This window comes from Paractinoplanes atraurantiacus, assembly GCF_900215205.1.
Classification (GTDB): Bacteria; Actinomycetota; Actinomycetes; order Mycobacteriales; family Micromonosporaceae; genus Actinoplanes; species Actinoplanes atraurantiacus.
On sequence record NZ_OBDY01000019.1, the window covers coordinates 73,211 to 99,112 of the forward strand.

27 protein-coding genes are annotated in these 25,902 nt (G+C 69.9%); 19 read left to right on the forward strand and 8 right to left on the reverse strand.

The genetic code is table 11. The features are described from left to right. Positions 1–49 precede the first annotated feature (49 nt). The 3 genes from CRP55_RS33045 to CRP55_RS33055 all read left to right on the forward strand — a co-directional run bounded on the left by CRP55_RS33045 (position 50) and on the right by CRP55_RS33055 (position 1,904). Positions 50–241, forward strand: coding sequence for a hypothetical protein (locus tag CRP55_RS33045; RefSeq protein ID WP_097325329.1), 192 nt, complete (start codon positions 50–52; stop codon positions 239–241). Then, positions 238–759, forward strand: a complete 522-nt coding sequence (locus tag CRP55_RS33050) for an RNA polymerase sigma factor (RefSeq protein WP_097325331.1) — start codon at positions 238–240, stop codon at positions 757–759. Before CRP55_RS33045 ends, CRP55_RS33050 begins: the two co-directional genes overlap by 4 nt. A 104-nt stretch (positions 760–863) precedes the next feature. Next, positions 864–1,904, forward strand: coding sequence for a hypothetical protein (locus tag CRP55_RS33055; protein ID WP_143235074.1), 1,041 nt, complete (start codon positions 864–866; stop codon positions 1,902–1,904). 29 nt (positions 1,905–1,933) lie between these two features. Here the strand turns inward: CRP55_RS33055 and CRP55_RS33060 are convergent, their stop codons facing one another. Together CRP55_RS33060 and CRP55_RS33065 are read right to left on the reverse strand one after the other, a co-directional pair. Continuing rightward, positions 1,934–3,433, reverse strand: coding sequence for an arylsulfotransferase family protein (locus CRP55_RS33060; RefSeq protein ID WP_097325335.1), 1,500 nt, complete (start codon positions 3,431–3,433; stop codon positions 1,934–1,936). A gap of 30 nt (positions 3,434–3,463) precedes the next feature. Then, positions 3,464–4,636, reverse strand: coding sequence for a glycosyltransferase family 4 protein (locus CRP55_RS33065; RefSeq protein ID WP_097325338.1), 1,173 nt, complete (start codon positions 4,634–4,636; stop codon positions 3,464–3,466). A gap of 25 nt (positions 4,637–4,661) precedes the next feature. Between CRP55_RS33065 and CRP55_RS33070 the strand changes: the two genes are divergently transcribed. Together CRP55_RS33070 and CRP55_RS33075 are read left to right on the forward strand one after the other, a co-directional pair. Then, positions 4,662–5,537 carry an Fpg/Nei family DNA glycosylase gene (locus CRP55_RS33070; RefSeq protein WP_097325339.1) on the forward strand — a complete coding sequence of 292 codons (876 nt, stop codon included), beginning with the start codon at positions 4,662–4,664 and terminating at the stop codon, positions 5,535–5,537. 171 nt (positions 5,538–5,708) lie between these two features. After that, on the forward strand, positions 5,709–7,298 hold the full coding sequence (locus CRP55_RS33075; RefSeq protein ID WP_097325341.1) for a sugar transferase: 1,590 nt from the start codon (positions 5,709–5,711) through the stop codon (positions 7,296–7,298). A 4-nt stretch (positions 7,299–7,302) separates the two neighbouring features. Here the strand turns inward: CRP55_RS33075 and CRP55_RS33080 are convergent, their stop codons facing one another. Further along, positions 7,303–8,151, reverse strand: coding sequence for a poly(ethylene terephthalate) hydrolase family protein (locus tag CRP55_RS33080; RefSeq protein WP_097325343.1), 849 nt, complete (start codon positions 8,149–8,151; stop codon positions 7,303–7,305). A gap of 150 nt (positions 8,152–8,301) precedes the next feature. On the opposite strand from CRP55_RS33080, the gene CRP55_RS33085 reads away from it, so the two are divergent. The 3 genes from CRP55_RS33085 to CRP55_RS33095 all read left to right on the forward strand — a co-directional run bounded on the left by CRP55_RS33085 (position 8,302) and on the right by CRP55_RS33095 (position 11,662). Next, complete coding sequence (locus tag CRP55_RS33085) at positions 8,302–9,492, forward strand: sensor histidine kinase (RefSeq protein WP_097325345.1); 1,191 nt, start codon at positions 8,302–8,304, stop codon at positions 9,490–9,492. Further along, positions 9,489–10,232, forward strand: coding sequence for a LytR/AlgR family response regulator transcription factor (locus CRP55_RS33090; RefSeq protein WP_097325347.1), 744 nt, complete (start codon positions 9,489–9,491; stop codon positions 10,230–10,232). The genes CRP55_RS33085 and CRP55_RS33090 overlap by 4 nt, the downstream gene beginning before the upstream one ends. A gap of 524 nt (positions 10,233–10,756) precedes the next feature. Continuing rightward, the gene (locus CRP55_RS33095; protein WP_143235076.1) at positions 10,757–11,662 is read left to right on the forward strand and encodes a hypothetical protein; all 906 of its coding nucleotides are present in this window, start codon (positions 10,757–10,759) and stop codon (positions 11,660–11,662) included. Between the two features lie 35 nt (positions 11,663–11,697). Here CRP55_RS33095 and CRP55_RS33100 read toward each other — a convergent pair whose 3' ends face one another. The 3 genes from CRP55_RS33100 to CRP55_RS53385 all read right to left on the reverse strand — a co-directional run bounded on the left by CRP55_RS33100 (position 11,698) and on the right by CRP55_RS53385 (position 13,389). After that, positions 11,698–12,048, reverse strand: coding sequence for a hypothetical protein (locus CRP55_RS33100; protein WP_097325349.1), 351 nt, complete (start codon positions 12,046–12,048; stop codon positions 11,698–11,700). A 703-nt stretch (positions 12,049–12,751) separates the two neighbouring features. After that, positions 12,752–13,246 (reverse strand): RNA polymerase sigma factor, encoded by a 495-nt coding sequence (locus CRP55_RS33105; RefSeq protein WP_097325351.1) that lies wholly within the window; start codon positions 13,244–13,246, stop codon positions 12,752–12,754. After that, complete coding sequence (locus CRP55_RS53385; RefSeq protein WP_179855432.1) at positions 13,243–13,389, reverse strand: hypothetical protein; 147 nt, start codon at positions 13,387–13,389, stop codon at positions 13,243–13,245. The genes CRP55_RS33105 and CRP55_RS53385 overlap by 4 nt, the downstream gene beginning before the upstream one ends. Before the next feature lie 246 nt (positions 13,390–13,635). On the opposite strand from CRP55_RS53385, the gene CRP55_RS33110 reads away from it, so the two are divergent. The 7 genes from CRP55_RS33110 (at position 13,636) to CRP55_RS33140 (ending at position 21,334) form a co-directional block, all read left to right on the forward strand. Further along, the gene (locus tag CRP55_RS33110; protein WP_438865832.1) at positions 13,636–14,316 is read left to right on the forward strand and encodes a response regulator transcription factor; all 681 of its coding nucleotides are present in this window, start codon (positions 13,636–13,638) and stop codon (positions 14,314–14,316) included. Beyond that, positions 14,313–15,317, forward strand: coding sequence for a HAMP domain-containing sensor histidine kinase (locus CRP55_RS33115; RefSeq protein WP_438865833.1), 1,005 nt, complete (start codon positions 14,313–14,315; stop codon positions 15,315–15,317). Before CRP55_RS33110 ends, CRP55_RS33115 begins: the two co-directional genes overlap by 4 nt. Before the next feature lie 202 nt (positions 15,318–15,519). Next, a complete protein-coding gene (locus CRP55_RS33120; protein ID WP_097325355.1) occupies positions 15,520–16,878 on the forward strand; it encodes a DUF4153 domain-containing protein in 1,359 nt (452 codons plus the stop codon). A 30-nt stretch (positions 16,879–16,908) separates the two neighbouring features. Then, positions 16,909–17,295 carry a DUF485 domain-containing protein gene (locus CRP55_RS33125; RefSeq protein ID WP_097325356.1) on the forward strand — a complete coding sequence of 129 codons (387 nt, stop codon included), beginning with the start codon at positions 16,909–16,911 and terminating at the stop codon, positions 17,293–17,295. Next, positions 17,292–18,908, forward strand: coding sequence for a sodium/solute symporter (locus CRP55_RS33130; protein ID WP_097325358.1), 1,617 nt, complete (start codon positions 17,292–17,294; stop codon positions 18,906–18,908). The genes CRP55_RS33125 and CRP55_RS33130 overlap by 4 nt, the downstream gene beginning before the upstream one ends. Before the next feature lie 18 nt (positions 18,909–18,926). Continuing rightward, entirely contained in the window at positions 18,927–19,724 is a 798-nt protein-coding gene (locus CRP55_RS33135; protein WP_097325359.1) for an ABC transporter ATP-binding protein, read from the forward strand. Between the two features lie 38 nt (positions 19,725–19,762). After that, entirely contained in the window at positions 19,763–21,334 is a 1,572-nt protein-coding gene (locus CRP55_RS33140) for an ABC transporter permease (protein WP_097325490.1), read from the forward strand. Between the two features lies 1 nt (position 21,335). Here the strand turns inward: CRP55_RS33140 and CRP55_RS33145 are convergent, their stop codons facing one another. Both CRP55_RS33145 and CRP55_RS33150 read right to left on the reverse strand, forming a co-directional pair. After that, complete coding sequence (locus CRP55_RS33145; protein ID WP_097325360.1) at positions 21,336–21,563, reverse strand: hypothetical protein; 228 nt, start codon at positions 21,561–21,563, stop codon at positions 21,336–21,338. Between the two features lie 26 nt (positions 21,564–21,589). Then, positions 21,590–21,820: a hypothetical protein gene (locus CRP55_RS33150; RefSeq protein WP_342751598.1), complete on the reverse strand. Its 231-nt coding sequence runs from the start codon at positions 21,818–21,820 to the stop codon at positions 21,590–21,592. A 90-nt stretch (positions 21,821–21,910) separates the two neighbouring features. On the opposite strand from CRP55_RS33150, the gene CRP55_RS33155 reads away from it, so the two are divergent. From CRP55_RS33155 to CRP55_RS33170, 4 genes are all read left to right on the forward strand, one after another. Next, positions 21,911–22,411, forward strand: coding sequence for a flavin reductase family protein (locus CRP55_RS33155; RefSeq protein WP_245923536.1), 501 nt, complete (start codon positions 21,911–21,913; stop codon positions 22,409–22,411). Positions 22,412–22,545: 134 nt separating this feature from the next. Continuing rightward, positions 22,546–22,914 carry a DUF485 domain-containing protein gene (locus CRP55_RS33160; protein ID WP_097325363.1) on the forward strand — a complete coding sequence of 123 codons (369 nt, stop codon included), beginning with the start codon at positions 22,546–22,548 and terminating at the stop codon, positions 22,912–22,914. Then, entirely contained in the window at positions 22,914–24,587 is a 1,674-nt protein-coding gene (locus tag CRP55_RS33165; protein ID WP_097325365.1) for a monocarboxylic acid transporter, read from the forward strand. The genes CRP55_RS33160 and CRP55_RS33165 overlap by 1 nt, the downstream gene beginning before the upstream one ends. A gap of 102 nt (positions 24,588–24,689) precedes the next feature. After that, positions 24,690–25,892, forward strand: coding sequence for an LCP family protein (locus CRP55_RS33170; protein WP_097325366.1), 1,203 nt, complete (start codon positions 24,690–24,692; stop codon positions 25,890–25,892). The last annotated feature ends 10 nt before the right edge of the window (positions 25,893–25,902 follow it).

Below are 25,902 nucleotides of genomic sequence, written 5' to 3' on the forward strand. Positions count from 1 at the left end.
CTCTCGACACCACTATCCCTGTGGACACGAACGAGAGGGGTACGCGGACATGACGACGCCGTCACCCGACCCGCTGCCGTTGCGCTGGGCGACGATCCTGACCATCGCGGCATTGGCGGGCCTGGTCATCGGGATGTTGACCTTCGCCCAGTCGGCCGCCTGGCCGGCAGCGCTGCTGGCGGCGCTGGGAGCCGCCGGGGTGACCGTCCCGGTCGCCCACCAATTGCTGGCCCGCACGTGAGCACCTGGTCCGCCGAGCCCTCCACCGCCTGGTCGGAATCATCGGTAGCGGCCCGCGACACCGAGTTCAGCCTGTTCTACGAGGACGAGTTCGCGCGGCTGGTGGCGTTCTTGATCGTGCAGGGCGCGGCCCCGTGCCTGGCGGCCGACGTCGCCCAGGAGGCGATGATCGCCGTCTACCGCGAGTGGGACGTCGTGGAATGGCCGAAGACCTGGGTACGGCGCGTCGCCCAGCGCCAGTGGTGGCGGATGCGGGAGCGCGCCACCCAGGAGATCCCCTACGACGATCTGCCCGAGGCGAGCGGCCTGCTGCCCCCGGCCGAGGCCGAGGCGATCCTCACCCATCACGAGTTCCTCACCGAGATCGCGGCCCTGTCCCCTCAGCAGAGAGCGGTCCTGGCCTGGACCTACGACGGCTACCGCCCAACGGAGATCGCCCCACTGCTGAACATGAACCCGGCCACGGTGCGAACGACCCTGCGCGACGCCCGCGCGGCCATCCAGAGCCGGCGCACATGATCGAGTACGAGGCCCTGACGGCCACCCTCAGCGCCCGGCTACGCGCCCGGGTGGGCCTGGCCGCCATCCTCGGAGACCGGCCACCCCCAGCGTCTGACAGCGATGTGGAGCACGTCGCGCTGGTCACCAATCTTCGCGAATCGCTCACCTCCGGCCTGGCCGCGATCTTCGACACCCACAGCGATATCTCGGCCCTGCGGGGCAGCCTCGCTCGCGAGACGAAGATCGACCGCGGCCTGACCGCCATCCTGGCAACAGCGAAGCCGGAAACATCATTGGACGAGCACGTGGTCGCGCTTCGCGGCGCGGCTCCACGACAGCGACTGGAGTTGCGCAAGGGCGATGTTGCATATGCCGTGCGCAATGCGTGCCAGATGCTGGTCACGCTCACCGAAGTCCTCGATTTCGTCCCTATCGGACGGTCCGCGCCCGCCAACCCGCTGGACCTGCTCCCGGACATTCTCACCCAGCAGCAGAGTCGCATCGCGGACGCGACGGCGTCGCTGGCGGCCGCGTCCGGTGAACCACGACGGTTGACGGCCTTCACCAAGTCACTTCTTGAAGCGCTCCGGTCTCGAACCCCTCCGGAGCAGAACCTCGAGGATGCTGTCGACGTTCGGATACGGGCATACGAGGAACGTCCAGGGCGGGAGACGCCCGAGGAACCCTTCACGCTGCGGTCCAGTTCGAGATTCTCACAGAGCATCGTCGCCGGGGCGGGCGGCGGGGGCGTCAACTTCACGAAGAAGACCCGGCTACCGGAGGATCATCTGAGGCGGGCGTCCGAACTGGTGCAGGCGGTTGCCGACGAGGTGGGAGACGTCTGCGACGAGTTGCACTCGTCTCCGGCGCGAGCACCTCGGGAGCTCCGGGAACGGTGCCACGTTGCGGCATCGCAGCTGTCCGGGACGTTGGAAAAACTGTGGGAGGCGCTGTCGGACTTCCAGGGTGCGGATCTGAGCGGTGTGACGATCGGGCTCGACCATCTCGACGGGGTGCGGTGGTCGGACGGCACGGCTCCGGCGGGGGCCACCGCGTGGCCCTCGGCGCTGCGGAAGCAGGTCGAGAGGCACTCGGCGGCCGTCGACGGGATGCCGGGGGCGTTCGAGGTCCGCTTCGGGGTCCCGCTGCCGGCGGGACGGTGAATGAGGTCGCGCCTTGCTGACCCCGTGGATCAAACGCGGACCGGGACGGCTGACGAGACGCCCAGCAGGGTGCCCTTGTCGTCGAGGGCCTCCGCCACCACGTACTCGGGAGTGCCCGGCACCGTCAGCGTGGTCTCGAAGCCGGACCGGGGCGCCTCGATCGTGCCGCCGGTGAGCACGTCGGGCTGGGTGCCCCAGCGGGCCCGCCAACTCGCTACCTTCGTGGCGCCGTTCCAGCTGGCCGAGACGATCACGTTGCCGCCGTCGGGGCGCAGGCCTAGCGCCGGGCGGTCGAGCGGCTCGGCGGTCCATTCGGCCTTGTAGGCGCGGTACGACTGGTTGTCGAGCGGAATGTGGCCGGCCAGCCGCACCGAGCCGTCCGCGTCATGTTCGGTGAAGTGCGGCATCTGACCCCAGCCGATGAACGAGCCGCCGTCGGCCAGTTCGCGGAAGTTGCCCTGCGTCGGCGCCGAGATCTTGTCGGGATGCAGGTATTCCGCGACGAAGGCGGTTGTCTTGGCGTCCTCATCCACTGTGAACACCACACCGCGCGAGTAGTCGCGGACCTTGGTCACCCCGGCGCCGTTGTCGAAGACGCTCCACGAGCCGTCCCGCCGCTGCCGGAAGTCGTGCTGCCAGGCGAAACTGGTCCGCTCGTCGACAGCGATGTCGGACTTCTTGCCGCCGAGCCGCCAGCGGACGGCGCCGGTCCTCCGGTCGATCTTGTAGACGGCCCAGGTGTGCCGGGCCGAGATGATCAGATCGCCGTCGGCGGCCAGGCCCACCGAGTTGGCGTGGAAGTAGTCGTAGGGCAGGTGGGCCGAGTCGCCCTGCGGCAGCGGTGCGTACGACTCGTCCACGCCCACGTGGTCGCTGGACCGCCACTCGAACAGCTTCCGCCCGGTGGCGATGTCGATCTCCTGGAGCACGCCGTCGTGCAGCACCCCGTCCTTCGGGCCACCGATCGACGTCAGGTCGTACGCCTTCGGGTCGTACACCCAGAAAAGCGCCGTGTCCTGTGGGGTGATGATCAGGTCGTGTTGGTCGGCCTGCTCGGTGCCGGCCGCGCGGACGCGGGTGATCTCCCGGTACGACCGGTCGGCGATCACGAATTCACCCTGGCCGACCCCTTGGCCGCCGGTGCCGCCGATCGTGCCCTCCCACCAGGTCAGCACCGGCTGCTTGCGATATTGCTGCACCTTGAAGTCGATCGACACGGTGGCCGGCGGCGGCGTCTGCCGGAACCAGACCGGCGAGCCGGCCTGGTCGACCATCAGCGGTCCCCACAGGCTGGAGCCGGAGGCCGGGCTGAAGAGCAGGTAGCCCGGCGCCGTCCCGGACGCCGGCGTCGTGATCGTGACGTCGGCGATGTTCTGGAAGTCGGGCCGGGAGGAGTATTTCGGCGTGGTCGCGGCGGCCGGTGCGGGCGCGGCGGCGGGCGTGCCGATCGCGTAGCCGAAGCCGCCGCCGGCGACTCCGGTGAGCGCGGCCGCGCCCGCGCCGATCAGGAGGTTTCTGCGGGTCGTCACCGACCGAGCCTTCCCCGGCCGGCGCGCTTTCTACCTCGGCGAGCGCTCGGAGTTCGCTGAGAGTCCGGCGTAGATCTCCAGGAGCCGGGCGGTGAGCACGTCGGGGTGGAAGTGGTGCAGATAGCGCTCGCGGGCCGCCCGGGCCCGGCCCGGCGCCTCGTCGCGGGCCAGCGGCAGGGCGGCCGCGATCGCCTCCGGCTCGGGCGGCACGACCCAGCCGGTGTCGCCGACGAGGTAGGGGATGCCGCCGACCTGGGTGCCCAGCACCGGCCGGCCGGCCGACAGCGCCTCCAGGATCACCGTCGGGAGGACGTCGTTCCAGGTCGGCGTCGCGATCACCACCGCCGAGGCGCGGCGCGCGGCCTCCATGCCCGATTTGTCCAAAATACCGAGATATTCGACGTCGCCACGGGCAGCTGCCACGGTTTCGGCCAAGGGGCGCAACTCGCCGTCCCCGGCGATGCGCAGCGTGCCGAGCGACCCGTCCGGGTGCCGCTGCCACGCGTCGAGCAGCAAACCCAGGCCCTTCTCGGGGGAAAGTCGGGCCCCATAGAGAAAGCCCGAACCCAGCGGCTCCGGCTCGCCCGGGTCGGGCAGGCCGTTCGGCTTGATCACGATCCGGTCGTCCGCGATGCCGTAGTCGCGCAGGTGGGCGGCGATCCGGTCGGTGAGCGCGATGTACCGGTCGACCGAGCGCCACGTCGGCCGGTGCACGGCCAGCGTGGTCGCCATCAGCGCGCTCTGCGCCGACGAACCCCGGTAGCACTTGTGCTGCACGGCCGGCCAGCCAATGATCTTGCCCCGGCAGTCCTGGCAGTTGTGCCCGTCGCGGAAGTACAGCCCGGACGAGCAGACCTGGCGATAGTTGTGCACGGTCTGCACCACCGGCACCCCGTGCTTGTGCGCGGTCCGGACGACCCAGGGCGAGAGCAGGGGGTACGGGTTGTGCAGATGGAGCACATCCGGCCGTTCCGCCTCGAGGAGCTGGGACAGGTCCCGCTGGGCGGCCCGCCCGTAGATCGGCGACAGGGGCAGCAGCGCCTTCTCGGCCAGCGGCAGGTCACCGATCGAGTCGGAGCTGCGCTGGAAGGGGATCACCTCGGCCCCCGCCGCGCGGAGCTGGGCGATCTCGGTGTCCACGATGACGTTCTCACCGGACGGCATCGCTTCTCGATACCGGTTGTGCGCAACGACGACCTTCACGCCCGGAAACGCTACCGTTGACCCTGTGCCCGAACTTCCTGAGGTCGAGGCGCTCGCGGCCTATCTGCGCGAGCGCGCGGTCGGCCACACCGTGCAGCGCTTCGAGGTCTCGTCGTTCAGCGCCCTGAAGACGTACGACCCGCCCGCCACCGCCGTCAACGGCCTAAAGATCATCTCGGCCGGACGGCAGGGCAAGTTCCTCGACATCGGGCTGGGTCCAGAGGATGAGCGTCCCGAGATCCATCTGGTGATCCACCTGGCTCGCGCCGGCTGGCTGCACTACCGCGACGCCTTCAAGTCGCCGGCCCCGCTCAAGCCCGGCAGTGGGCCCATCGCCCTTCGGGTACGCCTCGACGACGGCTCCGGCTTCGACCTGACCGAGGCCGGCACCCAGAAGTCGCTCGCGGCCTACCTGGTGCGCGACCCGGCCGAGGTGCCCGGCGTGTCGCGGCTCGGCCCCGACGCGCTCGCCGTCTCGCGCGACGAGTTCGCCGAGCGCCTCCGCGGGCGCAACGGCCAGGTCAAGGGCGTGCTCGTCGACCAGGAGGTGCTCGCCGGCATCGGCAACGCCTACTCCGACGAGATCCTGCACGTGGCGAAGATGTCGCCGTTCGCGCTCACCGGCAAGCTGACCGACGAGCAGATCGACACGCTCTACGCGGCGATGCGCGAGGTCGAGACCGACGCCGTCGCCCGTTCGGTGGGGCAGAGGGCGGCCGAACTCAAGGGCGAGAAGAGGGCCGGCATGCGGGTACACACTCGCACGGGGCTGCCCTGCCCGGTCTGCGGCGACACGGTGCGGGAGGTGTCGTTCGCCGACAAGAGCCTCCAGTACTGTGCGACCTGCCAGACCGGAGGCAAGCCTCTCGCCGACCGACGCCTGTCCAAGTTGATCCGTTAGCGCCGCAACGGTCACCCTGCGTACAGGAGTGGGAAAGCGGCCTGAACGTCCGCTTCTTTCCGCCCGATCCATCGGTATAGTGGCCCGGTCCAACGTAACCGTCACACGTTCGAGCGGGCCCCGGAGTCGCGGCTGCCCTCGAATTCCGTGGCGGTGCGTAATCTTTTCCGGATGCGGGAGGACGTAGGCGAGGTGACCGCTAGCCTGCATCGCCCAGTTACCGACAGCAGCCGGAGCAGACCCGTGCCGTACGACAGCTTCGAGTGGCAGCAGGAGCCGCCGCCGAGCAACGGCGTACCCCGATCGGCCTGGACCCGGCAGCACAAGCGCCTGTCGCGCTGGCACCGCCCGTACACGGCGGTCCTGGTCTTTCTCGATCTTCTCGCCGTCCTGTCGGCGAGCTACCTCGCGGCGACATACCTGGAAAAGGCGAAATCCGGCTTCCAGGAGCGGTCGCTCGGGTTCCTGCACGGCGCCGAGCTCTTCTACTTCTTCGCGTACCTCGTGCTGCCGCTGGGCTGGCTGATCCTGCTGTGGGCCAACGGCACGTACGACCGGCGCTACCTGGGCCTGGGCAGCGAAGAGTTCAAACGCATCGTCCGCACCTCGGTCACGGTCGTGGCCTGCGTGTCGCTGCTCGCGTTCGCCACCAAGACCCAGCTCTCGCGTGGCACGGTCGCCCTGGTCTCGCTCAGCGCGGTGCTGTTCCTGCTGCTCGACCGCGTGCTCGCCCGCCAGGTGCTGCACTTCGCCCGGCGGCGCACCGGGCACGGCGCCCACCGGATGATCCTGGTCGGCACCCTGCCCGAGGCCCTCGAGGTCTACACCGCGGTCACCCGCAGCCCGGCCGCCGGCCTGATCCCGGTCGCGATCCACATCACGGACGGTTACGCCGCCGCCCGCGGCATAGAGACGCCGGTGCCGGTCTACGCGGCCCGCGACGTGCTCTCGCTGGTGCGTGAGGTCGGCGCCGACACGATCGCGGTCTGCGGCTCGGCCAGCGCCGAGCCGGGCGAGCTGCGCCGCCTGGCCTGGCAGCTCGAGGGCACGGGCGTCGACCTGGTGGTCGCGCCGCAGCTCACCGACATCGCCGGCCCCCGGGTGCACATCCGCCCGATCGAGGGCCTGCCGCTGCTGCACGTCGAGGAGCCGACCCTCTCCGGCCCCGGCTGGCTGATCAAAAACCTGCTCGACCGGGTCGCCGCCGGCATCGGCCTGCTGCTGCTCAGCCCGATCCTGCTGCTCATCGCGATCGGCATCAAGCTTTCCGACCCGGGCCCGGTCTTCTTCCGGCAACCCCGCGTCGGTCACGAGGGCCGGACGTTCCGGGTCTGGAAATTCCGGACGATGTACGTCGACGCGGAAGAGCGCAAGCGCACGCTGGAAGAGCTCAACGAGTCCGACGGCATGCTCTTCAAGATGAAGAACGACCCCCGGATCTTCGCCTTCGGCGCCAAGCTGCGGGCCACCTCGCTCGACGAGCTGCCCCAGCTGATCAACGTGCTCAAGGGCGAGATGTCGCTGGTCGGCCCGCGCCCGCTGCCCGCCGACGACGGCGACTACCTGGGCGACGTCCGCCGCCGCCTGCTGGTCCGGCCCGGGATAACCGGTCTGTGGCAGGTCTCCGGCCGTTCAGATCTTTCGTGGGACGAGGCCGTACGCCTGGACCTGTACTACGTCGACAACTGGTCCCTGACGTACGACCTCAGCATCCTCTGGCGCACGATCTGGGTCGTCCTGAAGCGCAAGGGCGCCTATTAAAGCTTTAGCTGTGGGGACACGTGTCCCGGTACTCCTGGATCGCGGATCCGCTGGGTGCCGGGCACAGGAACTGGTCGTAGCGGGTGTCGTTGTCGATGAAGCGCTTGAGCCACGAGATCGAGTACTTCGCGACGGTCACGTTGGCCGAGGTCGGCGCCGAGTGGCTGGCGTTGTTGAGTTCCAGGTACGCCTTGTCCGGCGCCGACGTCATGCTCGTGTAGAACGGCTCGGAGTGTGAGCTGACCGGCGCCACCGTGTCACTCTCGGCCCCGATGATCATCGTCGGCACCCGGTCGGTGCTCCAGCTCTTCGTGCCGTGCCAGGGGGTCAGCGGGATCGCGGCCTGCAAAGACGGCCGGGTGCGCGAGGCCGACAGGCTGCCGCCGCCGCCCATCGAGTGGCCCATGACGCCGAGCCGGGTGGCGTCGATCCGCGTGCGGACCGAGCTCTGCCCGGTCAGGTAGTCGAGCGCGGCCAGCAACTGCGTGCCCCGGCTGTCGGGCTGATCCAGCGTGCTGTTGGTGTCGATCGTCATCACCACGAAGCCCTGCGAGGCGAGCCGCGGGCCGAGCCACGACACGGCCGACTGCGATGCGGTGAAGCCAGGCGAGATGGCGACGGCCCCGAAGGTGCCCGAGGCGGTGCTGGTGGGGTAGTAGATCGTGCCGCCGCCGAAGCCGCTGACCGACGAGCGGGCCACGGTGACCTGGGCGATGGCGAACGATCCGCGGGTGGCCTCGATGCTGGCGTTGGTGGGGGCCGGACCGCGCTCGTAGGGGTTGGCGGCTTGGGCGGGTGCGGCCGGCGCGGCCACGGCGAGGGCGACCGCGGCGATCAGCGCGAGTCTCTTCATGGAGCACTCCCTGGGGTGTGGGGTGTCGCACGTGTATCGATGTGCGTCGATCGTTGATCGCTTCGTTACTCGCCGGTAATCCCAATTGGCACCCTGCCAACACGGTATGACCATTGGACGAATCGACCCGTAGCCGTCAATATCTGCTGCGTGAACCAGGTCGGAAGCGTGCTCGCGGTCGTCGCCGTCCTCGCCGCCCTGGCCGCCGCCGTCCTCGCCGTGGTGCGGCTCCGGGCCCGCCGCGGCATCGCCACCGCCATGCAGCGGGCCACCTACGACGTCCTGCACACGGCCGCGCTCGCCGCCGAGCCGCTGCGCGGCGGCCTCAGCCCCGCCTCGGCCGGCAAGGCCGCCCGCCACCTGCGCGCCCTGGTCGGCGCGGCCGGCCTGACCATCGCCGACGGCGACCGCTGCCTCGCCTTCGACGGCCGCGGCAGCCACCACGCCGAGCAGTTCACCGCCGCCGCCACCCGCGCCCTCGACACCCACCGCTCGGTCGTGCTCGCCGCCGCCGACCTGCCCTGCGACCGCGTCGACTGCGTGGTGCGCGGCGCCGTCGTCGCCCCACTCTCCGGCCCCGACGGCCGCGCGGCAGCCGCCCTGGTGGCCGTGGCCGACGACCATCCCGCGCCCGGGCTCGTCCAGGCCACCCTGGAGACCGCCCGCTGGGCCGCCACCCAGATCGCCCTGGCCGAGCTCGAATCGTCCCGCGAGCGCCTGGCCCGAGCCGAGGTGCGGGCGCTGCGAGCCCAGATCAGCCCGCACTTCATCTACAACGCGCTGACCGCGATCGCCTCGTTCGTGCGCACCGACCCGGAGCGCGCCCGCGAGCTGATCCTCGAGTTCGCCGAGTTCACCCGCTACTCCTTCCGGGCCCACGGCGACTTCACCACGCTCGCCGAGGAGTTGCGCTCCATCGACCGCTATCTGACCATTGAGCGGGCGAGATTCGGAGATCGGCTTCAGGTACGCCTGCAGATCGCCCCCGAGGTCTTACCCGTCGGCCTGCCCTTCCTGTGCCTGCAACCGCTCGTCGAGAACGCCGTCCGCCACGGTCTGTCCCGTAAACCGGGCGTCGGTATGGTGAGCATCGAGGCACGGGACGCCGGTGCCGAATGTCACATCACGGTCGAGGACGACGGCGTCGGCATGGATCCGGAGGTCTTCGCGGCGGGCGGGCCCGAGACCGACGACGGGCAGCACGTGGGCCTGGCAAATGTGGACGAGCGCCTGCGCTCGGTCTTCGGCGACCACTTCGGCCTGGTCGTGGAGACCGCGCCCGGCGCCGGGACGAAGGTGAGCATGCGAGTGCCGAAGTTCCACCCGGGAGTACGAGCGTGAGCCTTGTCGTGCTGGCCGTCGACGACGAGCCACCCGCCCTCGACGAGCTGGCCTACCTGCTCAACGCCGACGGCCGGGTGGCACACGTGCACCGCGCCGGCGACGCCACCGAGGCGCTGCGCGTGCTGCGCGACACCGAGGTCGACGCGGTCTTCCTGGACATCCGCATGCCCGGCCTCGACGGCATGGAGCTGGCCCGCATCCTGCGCCGCTTCGCCCGCCCACCCGCGATCGTCTTCGTCACCGCGTACGACGACGGCGCCGTCGACGCCTTCGACCTGGGCGTCACCGACTACGTCCGCAAGCCCGTACGGGCCGAACGCCTGGGCGAGTCCCTCCGCCGCGTGGCCGGCCTGCGCACCGTCCCCGCCGCCGCACCCACCCAGCCCGCCGACGAGCCCGCCATCCCCGTCGAGCTGGCCGGCACCACCCGCATGCTGCCGAGAAGCTCGGTCCGCTGGGTCGAGGCACAGGGCGACTACGCCCGCCTGCACACGTCAGACGCCTCCCACCTGGTCCGCGTCTCCCTGGCCACCTTGGCCGAGCGCTGGGCCGACGCCGGCTTCGTCCGCATCCACAGATCCTTCCTGGTGCAGATCCGCCTGATAGCCGAGCTACGCCTGACCCCTTCCGGCTACGTGGTGAACGTCGACGGCGTAGAGCTCCCGGTAAGCCGCCGCCACACCCGAGAGCTGAAAGACCGCCTGATCCGAGCCGCCAAGCACGACTGGCAGCGCTGACCACACCCCGCTCCCCACCCAATCCACACAGTTATCCACAGCCCCACACCCTTGTCCACAGGGTTATCCACAGGCCCTGGCGGATAGCTCTGCCCTCCGCACAGTGACTCAGACGAGCGCCCGTACCGGCCACGGCCGACACCCCGTCGCCCAAACTGTGCGACTCCATAGCCAACCATCGCTTTATGTTGACGCCCGCCAAAGGGTCAGCAGCCATTGGCGGAGGTGCGCGGGGCGAACCAGAGCCATCTCTGTATTAGGGCACCGACGCGGGGGAAAACAGAAGATGCCAGCTCAACACGGGCGGGGTGGGCCTAGCGGACTCGACCGATCCGGCTGGGTCGCACTCGCCGAGAGGCACCTCGCCGAGGTCGTCGAGACGCAACTGGCAGCACCGCACGCCGAACTCGAGGCCCGGCTATGGGAGATCGGCGTGCCGCCGATTCGCCACGACCACTTCTCCTCTTCCCCACATCATCCAAGAAGGCCTCAACAACCTGCTCAGCTCGGGCACGATCGCCAAGGTGGCTCATCCCACGAAGGCCGGCCGCGGCGCCGACCTTTACATACCGCCTGACACGGGCCGAGGCCGAAAAACCGCCATCGAGATGGCGATCCGGCGTAAGGCGATACTTTACACCCGGTACCTCAACTATTCAGCCCAGTTCGGGACCGCTGGTGAGACCGTCGTCCGAGAGTCCCTCGGCGACGCACTCAAGTTCGGTTACACCTCCATCAACATCAACCAACTCTTCGGCGAAGTGAAGAAGGTCGGCGCTACAGCCCTACAGGGAGCCCTCGACTCGGGTGCCTGGCTTTCCACGATTGACCCCATCACCGCCCTTCCCCGACAGACACACGCAGTCCTCATCGAGGTCAAGAACCGGCGGCTCACGCTGTACCCACGCCATGCTGAAGTTCATCAGCTTCTCCACAAGGCTGCCGTGGTGCGAAACGCGAACGTACAGTTGCCCGTCATCCCGCTGTTGGTCTGCCGCCGCGCGCATGATCGCCTGTTCTGGATGGCCAAGGACCTCGGCTTCCACGTCGCCGAGACACGCCGCCAGTTTCTGACCCTTCCCCCGAAGACAGAGACACGGCTACTCGACGAGATCAGAACCGAGCTCGCCCTCCATGACCTGACTCTCATCACCCCGGCCTCCCGACCGCGCATCGAGGCGGTCTTCCAGGAACGGCTACCAAAACTCGGCCCAGCTACCGCGGAACGGTGGGCTCTCGCCGGCTCAACACTCACCCCCTACTACGCCGCCCTTCGCAAAGAAACTCTCAAGCCCTGGGAGCGGAACATCTCACTCGCACGACTGCGCACAGCCGCCGAAATCGCACTAGATCAAGCCGGTGTCGAAAACCCCGTACTAGCGTGGGCCCTTGAAGAAGACGCAGAACCCGACCTGCTCGACTCCGTCTGAACGCTCGTGATGTTGCCGGTTTCAGCACGCGTGAATTACGGCGTGGCGTCCCAGGCTTTGATCCGCAGCAAGAGCTGCCCCTCCTGGTGCGGCTGCTCGACGTTAAGGCGGACCAAGGTCTGCTGGGGATCGGAGTCTGCGGTCATGAGGCAGTACGTGCGGTCCTCGCGCAGGGGCAGCTGGGAGTCCGGCGTCTGCTGGATCGCCTGGGCGCAGTCGCCGGGGGTCGCGTCGGCGGTGGGGATCATTGCCGCCAGCACGCCGCCGCTGCTGGCCAGGACCGAGTCGCCGGTGCCGGGGGACGCCGAGATGCGCACCGGGCCGTCGTTGACGATTTTCGGCTCGTCGAGGGCCAGGCTCTGCGGGGCGGCGCCGCTGATCGGCACGGTGACCAGGGTCGCCGGATAACGCAGCCGGTACGTCGCCGTGCCCGCCGTGGAAGGGAACGGCGATCCGGACGGCGCCGGCGAGGTCGGCGCGGGCCGGGAGGGGCCGGCCCCAGAAGGCGAGCCGGCAGGGCCACCGGCGGTGGGTGAACCCCCAGGACCGCCCACGGACGGCGAACCCGCAGACCCGCCCGCGGACGGCGAACCTTCAGGACCGCCCACGGACGGCGAACCCGCAGAGCCGCCCGTAGAGGGCAAACCCAGAGGACCGCCCGCGAAGGGCGAGCCGACAGGGCCGGTCAGTGAAGGCGGGCCGACCGGCGGGGAGGCCGGCCGAGCCGTGGGGCCGCCGGGGTACACGGCAGCCGACGCGATGGAGGAAGGCCCGGACGGACTGGAGGGCGGCGGGGTGGAGAGCGCAGATGCCTGGGGAGACGACCGCGACGGCGGCAAGGGGCCGGAAAACACCAGGGCGCCCGTCGTTGCCTGCTGGAAGCCGTAAGTCACCCCGAAAGCCGTCATCACGACCGCCGCCACCACGCTGATGCGGGCTCTTACCGACGATCCTGTGCGCTGGCGCGGGATTCCGGCCGGCGCGCGCCTTTTCACGTCGGCCAAGCCTGCCTCGAAGTCGAAAGACAGGCCGGTGAGGGCCTCCGCCTCGGCCCGGGAGAACAGGGCGCGCTCCTCGGGCGTCAGCACCTCATCGACCATGATCCAACTCCTTTTGACGGGCCAGCAAGGGCCGCAGGGTTTCGCGGGCTTTCTGCAGCTGTGACCGGACGGTCGAGGGGTTGCGCCCGAGCAGCGAGGCGATCTCCCCGATGCGCAGGCCGTCGTAGAGCAGCGACATCACCTCGCGCGACGGGCCGTCCAGGACGCGCAGGACGTCGAGCGCCTCCGTTCCGCCGTACGCGTCGTCCTCCGCCACGCGCACCAGCGGCGCCATGCGGGTGAGGCCGGTTCGCTGCCGTACGGCCTGGCGGGCCCGGTCGATGTGGATCCTCTTCGCCGTGGTCAGCACGTACGCCTTCAAGGCCGGCTCCGACGATCGGTCCAGTTCGGACCATTGCCGGTACAACCGCAGCATGGCCTCCTGGGCGACGTCCCCGGCGTCCTGTTCGCCGAGCCCGCAAGCCCTCATCCGGACGAAGAGCCACCGGAACTGGTCCCGGTAGAAGGCGTCGAAGGTCGTCACGGCTCGTCGTCCCCGGAAGGCCGGCTGGACCGCCAGGTGATGCGGAGGTCGAAGTGGCGGATGCGCAGTCCGGGCAGTTCCGCCACCATCCAGTTGATGACCTGCGCGACGAGCGCGCCGACCAACGGATCGATGATGTCCAACTGTTCCCCCTTTACCGTTTATATACGGTTATGGGGGAAACGCTGGAACCCGGGAAAGTGTCCGCGCCTACTCTGATCTCCACAGGTTGTTCACAACCTCAGCGCCCGGCCTGCACGGGTGATCAATAGGCTCACCGCCGTCGAAGGAAGCCGGTGAGCCACGGGGGCACACCGGCCGCCACAACGAGGAAAGCCGGTGCGTCACGGGGGCACACCGGCCGCGACGGCGAGGAAAGGGTGGGGGCCGTGGAGACGGAGCGACGGGTCCTGGTCGTCGAGGACGAAAAAACGATCGCCGAGGCGGTCGCGGCGCGGCTGCGGGCCGAGGGCTTCACGGTCGAGGTGGCCGGCGACGGCCCGTCCGCGGTGGAAGCCGCCCGGCGGACGCCGCCCGACGCCATCGTGCTCGACGTGATGCTGCCGGGCTTCGACGGTCTCGAGGTGTGCCGCCGCATCCAGGCCGAGCGCCCGGTGCCGATCCTCATGCTGACCGCCCGCGACGACGAGACCGACCTGCTGGTGGGTCTCGCCGTCGGCGCCGACGACTACATGGTCAAGCCGTTCTCGATGCGCGAGCTGGCCGCCCGGGTCCACGCTCTCCTGCGGCGAGCCACCAAAACGAAAAGCGAGAAACCGGCACCGCTCCGGTTCGGCGACCTCGAGATCAACCAGGCCGAGCGGCGGGTGACCCGGGCCGGCGTCGAGGCACACCTGACCCCGACCGAGTTCGACCTGCTGGTGCATCTGGCCGCGCACCCGCGCACGGTCCTTCCCCGCGAGCGCCTGCTCGCCGACGTCTGGGGCTGGGCCGACGCCTCCGGCACGAGGACGGTCGACAGCCACATCAAGGGCCTGCGCCGCAAGCTGGGCTCCGACCTCATCCGCACGGTCCACGGCGTGGGCTACGCCTTAGAGGTGGAGAAGTGAAAGTGAAACTGCCGCGCCCGCTCGACCCGGTGCGGTCGATCAAGATGAAGATCATCATGGTGCTGTTCGCCGGTGGCTTCAGCGGGCTCGTCTGGTTCTACCTGTGGCTGGGCTGGTTCCCGATCTGGACCGGCGTCACGGCCACGGTCATCGGCGTGACGATCGTCCAGTTCCTGGCCCGCGGCATGACCTCGCCGCTGCGCGAGATGACCGCGGCCGTCCGGGCCATGGCACAGGGCGACTACGACCGCCGGGTCCGCGCCACCTCGGCCGACGAGGTCGGCGAGCTCGCGGTCGCCTTCAACCAGATGGCGGCCGACCTGGGCGCGGCCGATCGCCAGCGGCGAGAGCTGATCGCGAACGTCTCGCATGAATTGCGTACGCCCATCACGGCCCTCCAGGGGCTGTTGGAGAACATCGTCGACGGGGTGGCCGAGGCCGACCCGGCGATGATGCAGACCGCGCTCGCCCAGACCGAGCGCCTCGGCCGCCTGGTCACCGAGCTGCTCGACCTGTCCCGGGTCGACGCCGGGGTGACACCGCTGGCCAGCCACCCGATCGACGTGCCGGATTTCCTGCGCGACGTGGTGCGCGAGGCCGAGGTGAACGCGGCCGGCGCCGGCCGTGACGTGCTCTTCAAGGTCACGTCGCCCGAGATCGTCGTGCCGGGCGACCGGCAGCGGCTGCACCAGGTCTTCGCCAACCTGGTCGACAACGCGGCCCGGCACAGCCCGCCCGGCGGCACCGTCGAGGTGCGCGCCGAGCGCCGCGGCGAGCACCTGCTCGTCTCGGTCGCCGACGAGGGCGAGGGCATCCCGCCGAACGAACGCGACCGGGTCTTCGAGCGCTTCACCCGCGGCGAGCGCCCGGCCGGCGGCGGCACCGGCCTCGGCCTGGCCATCGCCCGCTGGGTGGTCCAGATGCACCGCGGCACGATCGCCGTGGTCGACCCCGAGCGCGGCCGCCCCGGCTGCCACATCCAGGTGACCTTGCCGCTTTAAGCAAAAGCAAGACCGACAAAGCCCGCCGAGAAGCCGGGCCGATCGATGCTGCCCTGACGGAGGTAGAGCCTTGTCCCTCACCACGAACGCACCGGACTGGAGAACACGGCCTCTTCACGGGCCTTGGCCCTCCGCCGCACCCTGGTGGCGGCAATGGCCGGGACCCGGCCTCCCGGCGAGCGGCGCCACGACAGCAGCCGTGATGGCCGCCGCCGCTGTCACCGCCTTCAGCCTCCCGCTGGGCGAGCCCGGCGTGGGCTGGCTGATCAGCACGTTGGTCGCGGTCGCGGCCGTGACCGTGGCCCGGATCGCGCCATCCCGACCAATGCCGATCGGTAATATAGCGCCCATTTCGGATATGTCGACAAGAGTGGTGAACCCGGAGCGCATCGCCTGGACGGCTGCCACCGTCGCGCTGCTCGCGGTCAGCACCTTGCGCGCGGCGGGCTGGCTCTTCGCCCTCTGCCTGGTCACCGCGACGCTGACCGCCGCCCTCGCCCTGGCCGGCGGCCGTTCGATGCGGAGCATCTTCGCCGCGTACACCATTCCGTTGATCGCGTCCTTCCGCGCCCTTCCCTGGCTGCGAAGAGGTCTCAGCAAGGGCATCAGCGTGCGGATCGCCGCCACCGCCACCGTCTCGATCGTGCTGCTCGCCGCGTTCGGCGCCCTCCTGGCCTCCGCCGACCTCTACTTCTCCCAGGCCATCGAGGCGGTCATGCCCGACCTCACCAGCGGATCCCTCTTCCGCTGGATCTTCATCGGCGGCCTGGCCACCATGATCGTCGGTGGGGCCGCCCTGCTGGCCACCGCTCCGCCCGATCTGTCCAGCCTGGACACCGCGGCGACCCGCAAGGTGCACCGCTGGGAGTGGGCGATCCCGCTGACCCTGCTCACCATGCTCTTCGGCGCCTTCGTCGGCGTGCAGGCCGTGGTCCTGTTCGCCGGCAATTTCCAGGTCGCCGAGTACGCGAACGCCGCCCGCCACGGCTTCTTCCAGCTCAGCGCCGTCACCGCCCTGACCCTTGTCGTCCTGGCCGGCGCCGCCCGCTGGGCGCCCCGCGACGAGCCCGCCGACCGCCTCCTGATCCGCGTCATCCTCGGCACGCTGACCACGCTCACCCTGGTCATCGCCGCGACCGCCCTGAACCGGATGACCATCTACACCGACGAGTACGGCCTGACCCGCCTGCGCCTGCTGGTCTTCTGCTGCGAGCTCTGGGTCGTCTTCACCCTGCTCCTGGTGCTGCTCGCCGGCGTACGGATAAATGGATCCTGGCTGCCCCGAGTGGCGATCGCCGCCGGAGTTCTCGCCCTGCTCGGCCTGGCCGCCGCCAACCCGGACGCGCTGATCGCCGAGCGCAACATCCACCCGGCGAACGGCCGCGAGATCGACTTCGTCTATCTCCAGAACCTCTCGCCCGACGCCGTGCCGGCCCTCCTCGACGTGCCCGGCGTCCGCGCGAACTGTCTTGTGGAAAGCACCGGTGACTGGCGCAGCTGGAACTGGGGCCGGGAGCGGGCCCAGCAGTTGATCGACCCGAATGCCCGATGCGGGTCTTGACATCCTGTCCGGGGCGGCCAGACTCCCGGCATGGCCCCCGATGACGAGACCCCCCGGCGTACGAGGGTCGTGCTCGGGGAAGTCGCGGCCCGCAGCCGCCCCGCCGACCTGACCCGCACGGACCTCGCGGAACAGACTCCCGTGGGTGAGGCCCTGGTCAAGGGCCTGATGCGGGCCCAGCTGGCGCTGGCTCTGCGGCTCGCGCTGGTCGTCGTGATCGCCCTCGGCGCGCTGCCGCTGCTGTTCGTGGCCGCGCCCGGGGTGGCCGAGTTCAAGATCTTCGGCATCTACCTGCCGTGGTTGCTGCTCGGTGTCGCCGCCTTCCCGTTCCTGCTGGTCGTGGGCTGGGCCTACGTGCGCTGGGCCGAGCGCAACGAGCAGGACTTCATCGCCGTGATCCGCAGGCCCGAGCGGTGAACCCGTACGTCGTGCCCGGCCTGGTGGTCGTGGTGCTGGTGACCGTCGGCATCGGCGTGTACGGCCTGCGCTTCGCCCGCACGACCTCGGATTTCCTGGTCGCCTCGCGCTCGGTCAGCCCAGCCTGGAACGCGGCCGCGATCAGCGGCGAATACCTGTCGGCGGCGTCCTTCCTGGGCGTCGCCGGCCTGGTCCTGCGCTACGGCGTGGACGTGCTCTGGTACCCGGTCGGTTTCGCCGCGGGCTATCTGGCCCTGCTGCTGTTCGTGGCCGCGCCGCTGCGGCGCTCGGGCGCGTTCACCCTGCCCGACTTCTGCCAGGTGCGGCTCGGCTCGTTGACCCTGCGCCGGCTGGCCAGCATCTTCGTCGTCTTCATCGGCTGCCTCTACCTGGTGCCGCAGTTGCAGGGCGCTGGCCTGACTTTCACCACGGTCACCGGCGGCTCGTACGTCTGGGGCGCCCTGCTGGTCGGCGTGGTGGTGACCGCCAATGTGGCGCTCGGCGGCATGCGCGCGATCACCTTCGTGCAGGCCTTTCAGTACTGGCTGAAGCTGACCGCCCTGGCCGTCCCCGTGATCTTCCTGGTGCTCCAGTGGCAGTCGGACGGCCGTCCGGCGGTCACACCCACGGTCTTTCCCACCGCGACCACGGTCACTGTGGAACAGGACGCGATCATCGCCGGCACACCCGTACAAAAGGGACAAATCTTAAGCTATGAAGCGGGCGACGAGGTCCCGCCCGTCAGCACCGTGGACAGCACCTTCGGAACGGACTGGCTTCAGCCCAGCGGCAACAGCACCCTTTTCGCCACATACTCGCTCATCCTGGCCACCTTCCTCGGCACGATGGGCCTCCCTCACGTGCTCGTGCGCTTCTATACGAACCCCGACGGCGCTTCCGCCCGGCGCACCACCCTGGTCGTGCTGGGTCTCGTGGGGCTCTTCTATTTATTGCCGACTTTGTACGGTGTTCTGGGGCGCATCTACACCCCACAACTGCTCATGACGGGCCGCACCGACGCGGTCGTCCTCCTGCTCCCCGAGGCCGCGCTCGGCGGCGGTCACCTCGGCCGGCTGCTGGCCGCGCTGGTCACCGCGGGCGCCCTCGCCGCCTTCCTCTCCACCTCCTCCGGCCTGCTGACCAGCGTGGCCGGCGTGGTCTTCACCGACGTGCTGCACGGCGGCCGGGCCGGCTCGGTCCGCGACTTCCGCCTGGCCACGGTGCTCGCGGCCGTCGTGCCCATCCTGCTGTCGATCTACGCCTCCAACATGGACGTCTCGCGGGTGGTGGGCTTGGCCTTCGCCGTCGCCGCGTCGAGCTTCTGCCCGCTGCTCGTGCTCGGCATCTGGTGGCGCCGGCTGACCGACGTCGGCGCGATCGCCGGCATCCTGATCGGCGGCGGCGCATCGATGGCGGCCGTCCTGATCACCGTGCTCGGCCCGCCGCTGCACGGATGGTTCGCCGAGTTCATCGGCGAGCCGGCCGCGTGGACCGTGCCGCTGGCCTTCTTCGTCATGGTCACCGGGTCGCTGCTGACCGGCCGCCGGGTGCCTCCGGACGTCGGCGCGACCATGCTCCGCCTCCACGCGCCGGAGTCGTTGCGGGTGTCGTGACCTGCTAACTTCGAAATCATGACCGTGCCGGCGCAACGATCAGGGGAAGAACTTCCTTCAGAAGCACCGCCGCCCGCGATGTCGCTGCGCGGACTGGTCAAACACTTCGACACCAAGCTGGCCGTCTCCGGCGTCAGCCTCGACGTCCCGGCCGGCTCGTTCTACGGCCTGCTCGGTCCCAACGGCGCCGGCAAAACCACGACCCTCTCCATGGCCGTCGGTCTCTTACGGCCCGACGCGGGTCAGGCTTTCCTTCTGGGGTACGACGTCTGGGCCGACCCGGTCGCGGCGAAGGCCCGCCTCGGTGTCCTTCCCGACGGGGTACGCCTTTTCGACCGGCTCACCGGTGCCGAGCTCCTCGCCTATCACGGCCTGCTGCGCGGCATGGACGCCGCGACCGTCGACCAGCGCGCCCGCGAGCTGCTCGACGTGCTCGAGCTCGGCACCACCAACAAGACGATGGTGGTCGACTACTCGGCCGGCATGCGCAAGAAGATCGGCCTGGCCTGCGCGCTGCTGCACGCCCCGCGCCTGCTGGTGCTCGACGAGCCGTTCGAGGCCGTCGACCCGGTCTCGGCCGCGAGGATCAGGGACATCCTTCAGCGGTACGTGGCCGGCGGCGGCACGGTGATCTTCTCGAGCCACGTCATGGAGGTCGTCGAGCGGCTCTGCTCGCACGTCGCCATCCTGTCCGACGGCGTTCTGCGGATGCACGGCACGCTCGACGCCGTGCGCGGCGACCGCTCCCTGGAGGAGGTCTTCGTCCAGGTCGTCGGCGCCCGGGTCGGCACCGGGTCGGAGCTGGCGTGGCTCTGACCTCGGCGTCGCCGGCGCGGGTGCCCGGCGGCTCGCCGATGCCGTTCGTGCGGCTCAAGCTTCGGCTCATCGCCAACGGGCTCCGCGGCCGGCCGGGCCGCGTGGCGCTGTTCGTGAGCGGCGTGCTGCTGTCCGGCATCTTCGCGGTCGCCGGCTACGCGATCTTCGCCGTGCCCGGCGTGCTCGGCGACGAGCAGGCCGCCGCCACCCTGCTCCCGCTCGGCGGGTCGGCGCTGGTGCTGGGCTGGGTGGTGCTGCCGCTGGTCTTCTTCGGCGTGGACGAGTCGCTCGACCCGGCCCGCTTCGCGCTCTTCCCGCTGCGCCGCCGCACCCTGATCACCGGCCTGTTCGTGGCCGCGCTGGTCGGGCTGCCGGCGGTGGCGACGCTGGTCGCGACGGCCGGGACGGTCAACACGGCCGGACAGCTCGGCGGGGCCGCCGCCGCCCTGGCCCAGGTCGCCGGGATCGTTGCCGGCCTGTTGCTCTGCGTGGCCGTGAGCCGGGCCGTGACCAGCGCGTTCGCCACCGGGCTGCGGTCGCGCCGCTCGCGCGACCTGGCGGTGATCCTGCTCGCCGTGACGGCCGCGCTGCTCGGGCCGCTGCAACTGGCCGTGCTGGCCGGGCTGGAGCGGGCCGACTGGGCGGCGTTCGGCACGGTGGCCGACATCGCCGGGTGGACGCCGCTGGGCGCGCCGTGGACGGTCGGCCTCGACGTCGCGGCGGGGCGGCCCTGGGCCGTACCACTGAAGCTCCTGATCGTCATCGCCGCCATCGCCGGACTGCTGTGGTGGTGGGGCGCGACACTGGAAAAGGCCATGCTCGGCACCGCCGGCAGCGGGCGCGGCGGCGCGGCCACCGACACGAGATCGCCGGTCGGCCGCCTGTTGTTCGGCCGCCTGCCCGCCACTCGGTTCGGGGCGCTGGTCGGCCGCGAGGTCCGCTATTGGCTGCGGGAGACCCGGCGGCGCGCCTCGCTGATCACCTTCACCGTGGTCGGGCTCTTCCTGCCGGTCTCGATCTCGATGAGCGGCGGGTCGCCGGGCCCGATGACCCTGTTCGTGGGCGCGCTGGCCGCGATCGCGCTGGCCAACCAGTTCGGCTACGAGGGCAGCGCGTACGCGGCCAACATGACCGCGGGCGTGCCCGGCCGCACCGAGATCCACTCGCGGGCCGCGGCGCACGCCCTGTTCACGGTGCCGCTGCTGGTGGTCGTCGCGGTCGTGGTGGCCCTGGTGGGCGGGCGGCCCGAGTCGATCGCCGCGCAGTTCGGCGGGCTCGTCGCGGCGTACGGGGTGGGGCTGGGCGTGGTGCTGCCGATCTCGGTCCTCGCCGCGTACTCGCTGCCCGAGACGACCAGCCCGTTCGCGGTCTCCTCGGGCGGCGGGGTGGCGAAAGGCCTGCTCACGCTGGGCGCGATGGCCGGCACCGTGGTGGTGTCGGCGCCGCTGCTGGTCGTCGGCTTCTTCCTCGGCGACGTCTGGCTGTGGATCGGCCTGCCGGCCGGCGTCGCCTACGGCTGCGCCGCCTATCTGATCGGCTCCGGCCTGGCCGGAGACACGTTGGACAGACGCATGCCCGAGGTGCTGGCCGCGGTCACCGCCGGCCGGTGAGTCAGCGCCGCTTGACCAGGCCGTCCTGCCGTACGAAGATCACCCGCCGCTCGATCGCCTCGCCGGTCGGCCCGAGCACGTAGCCGTCGATCCAGAGCCAGCCGTTGTAGGTCAGCCGGGGGTCGACGCGGATGACCCGGAGGGTGAGCGCCCGCTCGCCCTGGAACTGGACGCTGGCCGCCCCGCCCACATAGATGACCTCGCCGGGCCGAGGCAACGCCTCATCCATTGGCACACGTTACATCCAGGAACTTCTCAGAGAGCAGGACGAAGACCCTCACGGCGTACGAAGATGCGGCGGCGTTGCAGCGCCACCCCGGTCGGCCCGAGCACGTAACCCTCGAGCCAGAGCCAGCCGTCGTACGTGCTGCGCGTGTCGACCCGGATCAGCCGGAAGGTGAGCGCCCGGGCCCCCTCGAACTGCACACTCGCGTCGGCGCCGACGAGCAGCACCTCTCCCGGGTGCAACTGCACCTGCTGATGCACGGGCGACCTCCTCCCGTAGGAAGATAGTTCTTGATCAATGTTGACGGATAGAGTCGTGCACCTTCTGTAAGCAAAGCCAGAATGGTCAGCGTGACGATTCACTCGACCGATCCCTTCGCCACCCCGGACGAGGAAAAGTCCGCGGTCCGGCGCCTGCGCGGCCGGCTGGCCAGCCCGGTCACCCTCTGGACCACGCCCGGCCCGGCCGGGCTGACCGTCTCGTCGGCGCTGATCGCCGACGGTGATCCGGGCCGGGTGCTCGGGCTGATCGACGACGAGAGCGACTTCTGGGACGCGGTGGAGACCAGCGGCCGGTTCGCGGTGATCCCGCTGGCCCCGGCCGACCGGCAGGTCGCCGACCGGTTCGCCGGCCTCATGCCCGCGCCCGGCGGCCTCTTCGCGGCCGACGAATGGATCGAGACCGACTACGGCCCGGTGCCCGCCGGCCACGGCACCTGGGCCGGCTGCCGCCTCGCATCGTCGCGCCAGTGCGGCTGGGCGCTGCTGGTCGAGGCCGTGATCGAGACGATCACCGTCGATTCCCCGGCCGGCCCGCTGATCCACTATCGAGGGAGGTACCGGGAGTTGTAACCCGCTGACCTTCGTCTTCCATTGGGCGCAGTCAGACGGCCACTCGGCGCAACGGCCGACCGGCCGCCGGTGACCGGCCCGCAACTTCCGTACGTTGCCGGAAAGTCCGCCCCACCCGAAGGTGGTGAAACCCGGTGACTACCGAAGTGCCTCCGACCTCCGCCGAGAGGTACGTGGCCGTCCAGCAGTCCGAGGAGTTCGGAAGGCTGCGCCACATCGTCCGCAGCTTCGTCTTCCCGATGACGGCCGCGTTCTTCCTCTGGTACGCCCTATACGTCCTGCTCTCCGCGTATGCCCGCGGTTTCATGAGCACCAAGCTCGTCGGCAACATCAACGTGGCGCTGGTCTTCGGCCTGCTCCAGTTCCTCTCGACGTTCCTGATCGCCTGGTACTACTCGCGCTACGCGGCGCAGAAGATCGACCCGCTGGCCGAGCAGATCTACAACGAGATCGACAGCGGCGAGAAGATCGAGAGCGGCGACAAGAAGGGGACCGAGGCCTGATGGAACCGCACTTCCTCGCCGCCGAGGCCACCGCCTCCTCCTCGCGCGGTCTCACCATCACGCTCTTCCTGGTCTTCGTCGCGATCACCCTGGGCATCACGATCTGGGCCAGCCGGCAGACCAAGACCGCCACCGACTTCTACGCCGGCGGCCGCCAGTTCTCCGGTTTCCAGAACGGCATGGCGATCGGCGGCGACTACATGTCGGCGGCGTCCTTCCTGGGCATCGCCGGCCTGATCGCGCTCTACGGCTACGACGGCTTCCTCTACTCGATCGGCTTCCTGGTCGCCTGGCTGGTCGCGCTGCTGCTGGTCGCCGAGTACCTGCGCAACGCGGGCCGCTACACGATGGCCGACGTGCTGGCGTTCCGGATGCGCCAGCGCCCGGTCCGTACGGCGGCCAGCGTCTCCACCATCGTCGTGTCGATCTTCTACCTGATCGCCCAGATGGTCGGCGCCGGCGCGCTCGTGTCGCTGCTGCTGGGCATCAAGCCGGGTACGACCTTCCTCGGCATGGACGCCGACACGGCCAAGGTCGCCACCATCATCCTGGTCGGCGCTCTGATGATCGTCTACGTCGTCGTGGGCGGCATGAAGGGCACCACGTACGTCCAGATCGTCAAGGCGTTCATGCTGATGACCGGCGCCCTGCTGATGACGATCCTGGTGCTCGCGCACTACAAGTTCAACCTGTCGGACCTGCTCGGCGACGCCGCCGCCCAGTCGGGCAAGGGTGACGCCTTCCTCGAGCCGGGCCTGCGCTACGGCGTCGAGACGGCGAGCGCGTCGGCCACCTTCTACAGCAAGATGGACCTGCTCTCGCTCGGCATCGCGCTGGTGCTCGGCACGGCCGGCCTGCCGCACATCCTGACCCGGTTCTACACGGTGCCGACCAGCCGGATCGCCCGCAAGAGCGTGCTTTGGGCGATCGGCATCATCGGCACCTTCTACCTGTTCACCCTGGCCCTCGGCTTCGGCGCGGCGGCCCTGGTGGGCGGCAAGAACATCACGGCCCAGGACAAGGCCGGCAACACCGCCGCGCCGCAGCTGGCCCAGGCGCTCGGCATCGACTACTTCGGCGGTGACACCGGCGGGGCGATCCTGCTGGCGGTGATCGCGGCGGTCGCCTTCGCCACGATCCTCGCCGTGGTGGCCGGCCTGACCCTGGCCTCGTCGTCGAGCCTCGCGCACGACTTCTACGCCAACGTGATCAAGCGCGGTCAGGCGTCCGAGCGGGACGAGGTGCGGGTCGCCCGCATCTCCGCCCTGGTCATCGGCGCGGTCGCGATCGCGCTCTCGATCTTCGCGCAGAGCCTGAACGTGGCCTTCCTGGTGGCGCTGGCCTTCGCGGTGGCCGCCTCGGCCAACCTGCCGGCCATCCTCTACAGCCTGTTCTGGAAGCGGTTCAACACCTCCGGCGCGATGTGGTCGATCTACGGCGGCCTGATCGTGGCCGTGGGCCTGGTCTTCTTCTCGCCGGTCGTCTCCGGCTCGCCGACGGCCATGTTCCCCGACCACGACTGGCACTGGTTCCCGCTGTCCAACCCGGGTCTCATCTCGATCCCGGCCGGCTTCCTGGCCGGCTGGATCGGCACGGTCATCTCCAAGGAGTCCGACGCCGACAAGTACGCCGAGCTCGAGGTCCGGTCGCTTACCGGACACGGCGCGCACTGACCTGCGAATAGACGAAGGGGGGAGAGCCGTCCTCTCCCCCCTTCGTGCCGCGTCGGCCGTTAAGACGAGGCGAACGGGCGCGGGGTCCGTAACCTTGCTTTCATGTCTGCTCCCACCTCTCCGTACGGCAATCAGTCGGGAAGAGCCTCCGTTCCGCCCGCGGGCCGGGCAACGGCACGTCCGTCACGTCCGTCCGGGCCGGGAGAGGACTGGCCGCCCCGTGGCAACAGCGGTGGCGGCGGTGGCCGCCCGCCCGCCGGCGGCGGCAGTGGCAACTCCTACCGGGGCAACCGCCCGCGGCCGCGCTGGAAGCGCATCGCCCTGCTGGCCGGCCTGGCGCTCCTGATCATCGCGGTCATCGCCGGCATCTCCCTCTACGGATATGCCCGCGGCCTCGACAAGGACCTCAAGCGCACCGACGCCTTCTCCGGCATCTCCACCGACCGCCCGGCCAAGGCGATCGAGGGCGCGCAGAACATCCTTCTGGTGGGCAGCGACTCCCGTGACCCCGACGCCAAGGACGACGGCGCCGGCAAGTGGCGGGCCGACACGCTGATCCTCATGCACGTCCCCGAGGACCACAAAAGCGCCCAGCTCATCTCGATCCCCCGCGACCTGTGGGTGACGATCCCGAAGAGCAACGACGCCGAGTGCTCCGACGGCAGCCGCGCCAAGATCAATGCGGCCTTCGCCTTCGGTGGCCTGCCCCGGGCCGTGCACACCGTGGAGTGCATGACCGACGTCAAGGTCGACCACGTCATGGCCATCGACTTCGGCGGCTTCAAGGAGGTCACCGACGCGCTCGGCGGCGTCGACCTCAAGGTCGAGCAGACCATCACGTCGATCCACAAGCCGCACCGGGTGTTCAAAAAGGGCATGATGCACATGAACGGCGAGCAGGCGCTCGACTGGGTGCGCCAGCGCAAGCAGTTCGCCCGTGGCGACTTCGCCCGCATGCAGCACCAGCAGGAGTTCCTCAAGGCCCTGATGGAAAAGGCGACGAGCTCCGGCACGATCACCAACCCCGGCAAGCTCAACTCGTTCCTCAAGGCGGTCACGGCCGCCGTCACCGTCGACAACGACTTCTCGCTGACCGACATGGCCTCCGAGCTGCGCGGCGTCCGCGGCAGCAACCTCACCTTCATCACCAGCCCCAACAAGGGCGCCGACACCATCGGCGGGCAGTCCGTCGTCGTCTCCGACCGGGAAAAGGCGCTGGGGCTCTACAAGGCGGTCGCGGCCGACAAGATGAGCGAGTGGATGTCGGCCAACCTGAAGGGGTCGAGCGCCACCGCCGGTGGCTGACCCCCGTACG

What these genes read in the sequence shown, in the direction of transcription:
- CRP55_RS33120 (WP_097325355.1), top strand. Translation starts at nt 15,520, where the DNA reads ATGGCCGCCGCCGCTGTCACCGCCTTCAGCCTCCCGCTGGGCGAGCCC.
- CRP55_RS33165 (WP_097325365.1), top strand. Translation starts at nt 22,914, where the DNA reads ATGGAACCGCACTTCCTCGCCGCCGAGGCCACCGCCTCCTCCTCGCGC.
- CRP55_RS33125 (WP_097325356.1), top strand. Translation starts at nt 16,909, where the DNA reads ATGGCCCCCGATGACGAGACCCCCCGGCGTACGAGGGTCGTGCTCGGG.
- CRP55_RS33080 (WP_097325343.1), bottom strand. Translation starts at nt 8,151, where the DNA reads ATGAAGAGACTCGCGCTGATCGCCGCGGTCGCCCTCGCCGTGGCCGCG.
- CRP55_RS33140 (WP_097325490.1), top strand. Translation starts at nt 19,763, where the DNA reads ATGCCGTTCGTGCGGCTCAAGCTTCGGCTCATCGCCAACGGGCTCCGC.
- CRP55_RS33075 (WP_097325341.1), top strand. Translation starts at nt 5,709, where the DNA reads ATGCGGGAGGACGTAGGCGAGGTGACCGCTAGCCTGCATCGCCCAGTT.
- CRP55_RS33145 (WP_097325360.1), bottom strand. Translation starts at nt 21,563, where the DNA reads ATGGATGAGGCGTTGCCTCGGCCCGGCGAGGTCATCTATGTGGGCGGG.
- CRP55_RS33170 (WP_097325366.1), top strand. Translation starts at nt 24,690, where the DNA reads ATGTCTGCTCCCACCTCTCCGTACGGCAATCAGTCGGGAAGAGCCTCC.
- CRP55_RS33045 (WP_097325329.1), top strand. Translation starts at nt 50, where the DNA reads ATGACGACGCCGTCACCCGACCCGCTGCCGTTGCGCTGGGCGACGATC.
- CRP55_RS33135 (WP_097325359.1), top strand. Translation starts at nt 18,927, where the DNA reads ATGACCGTGCCGGCGCAACGATCAGGGGAAGAACTTCCTTCAGAAGCA.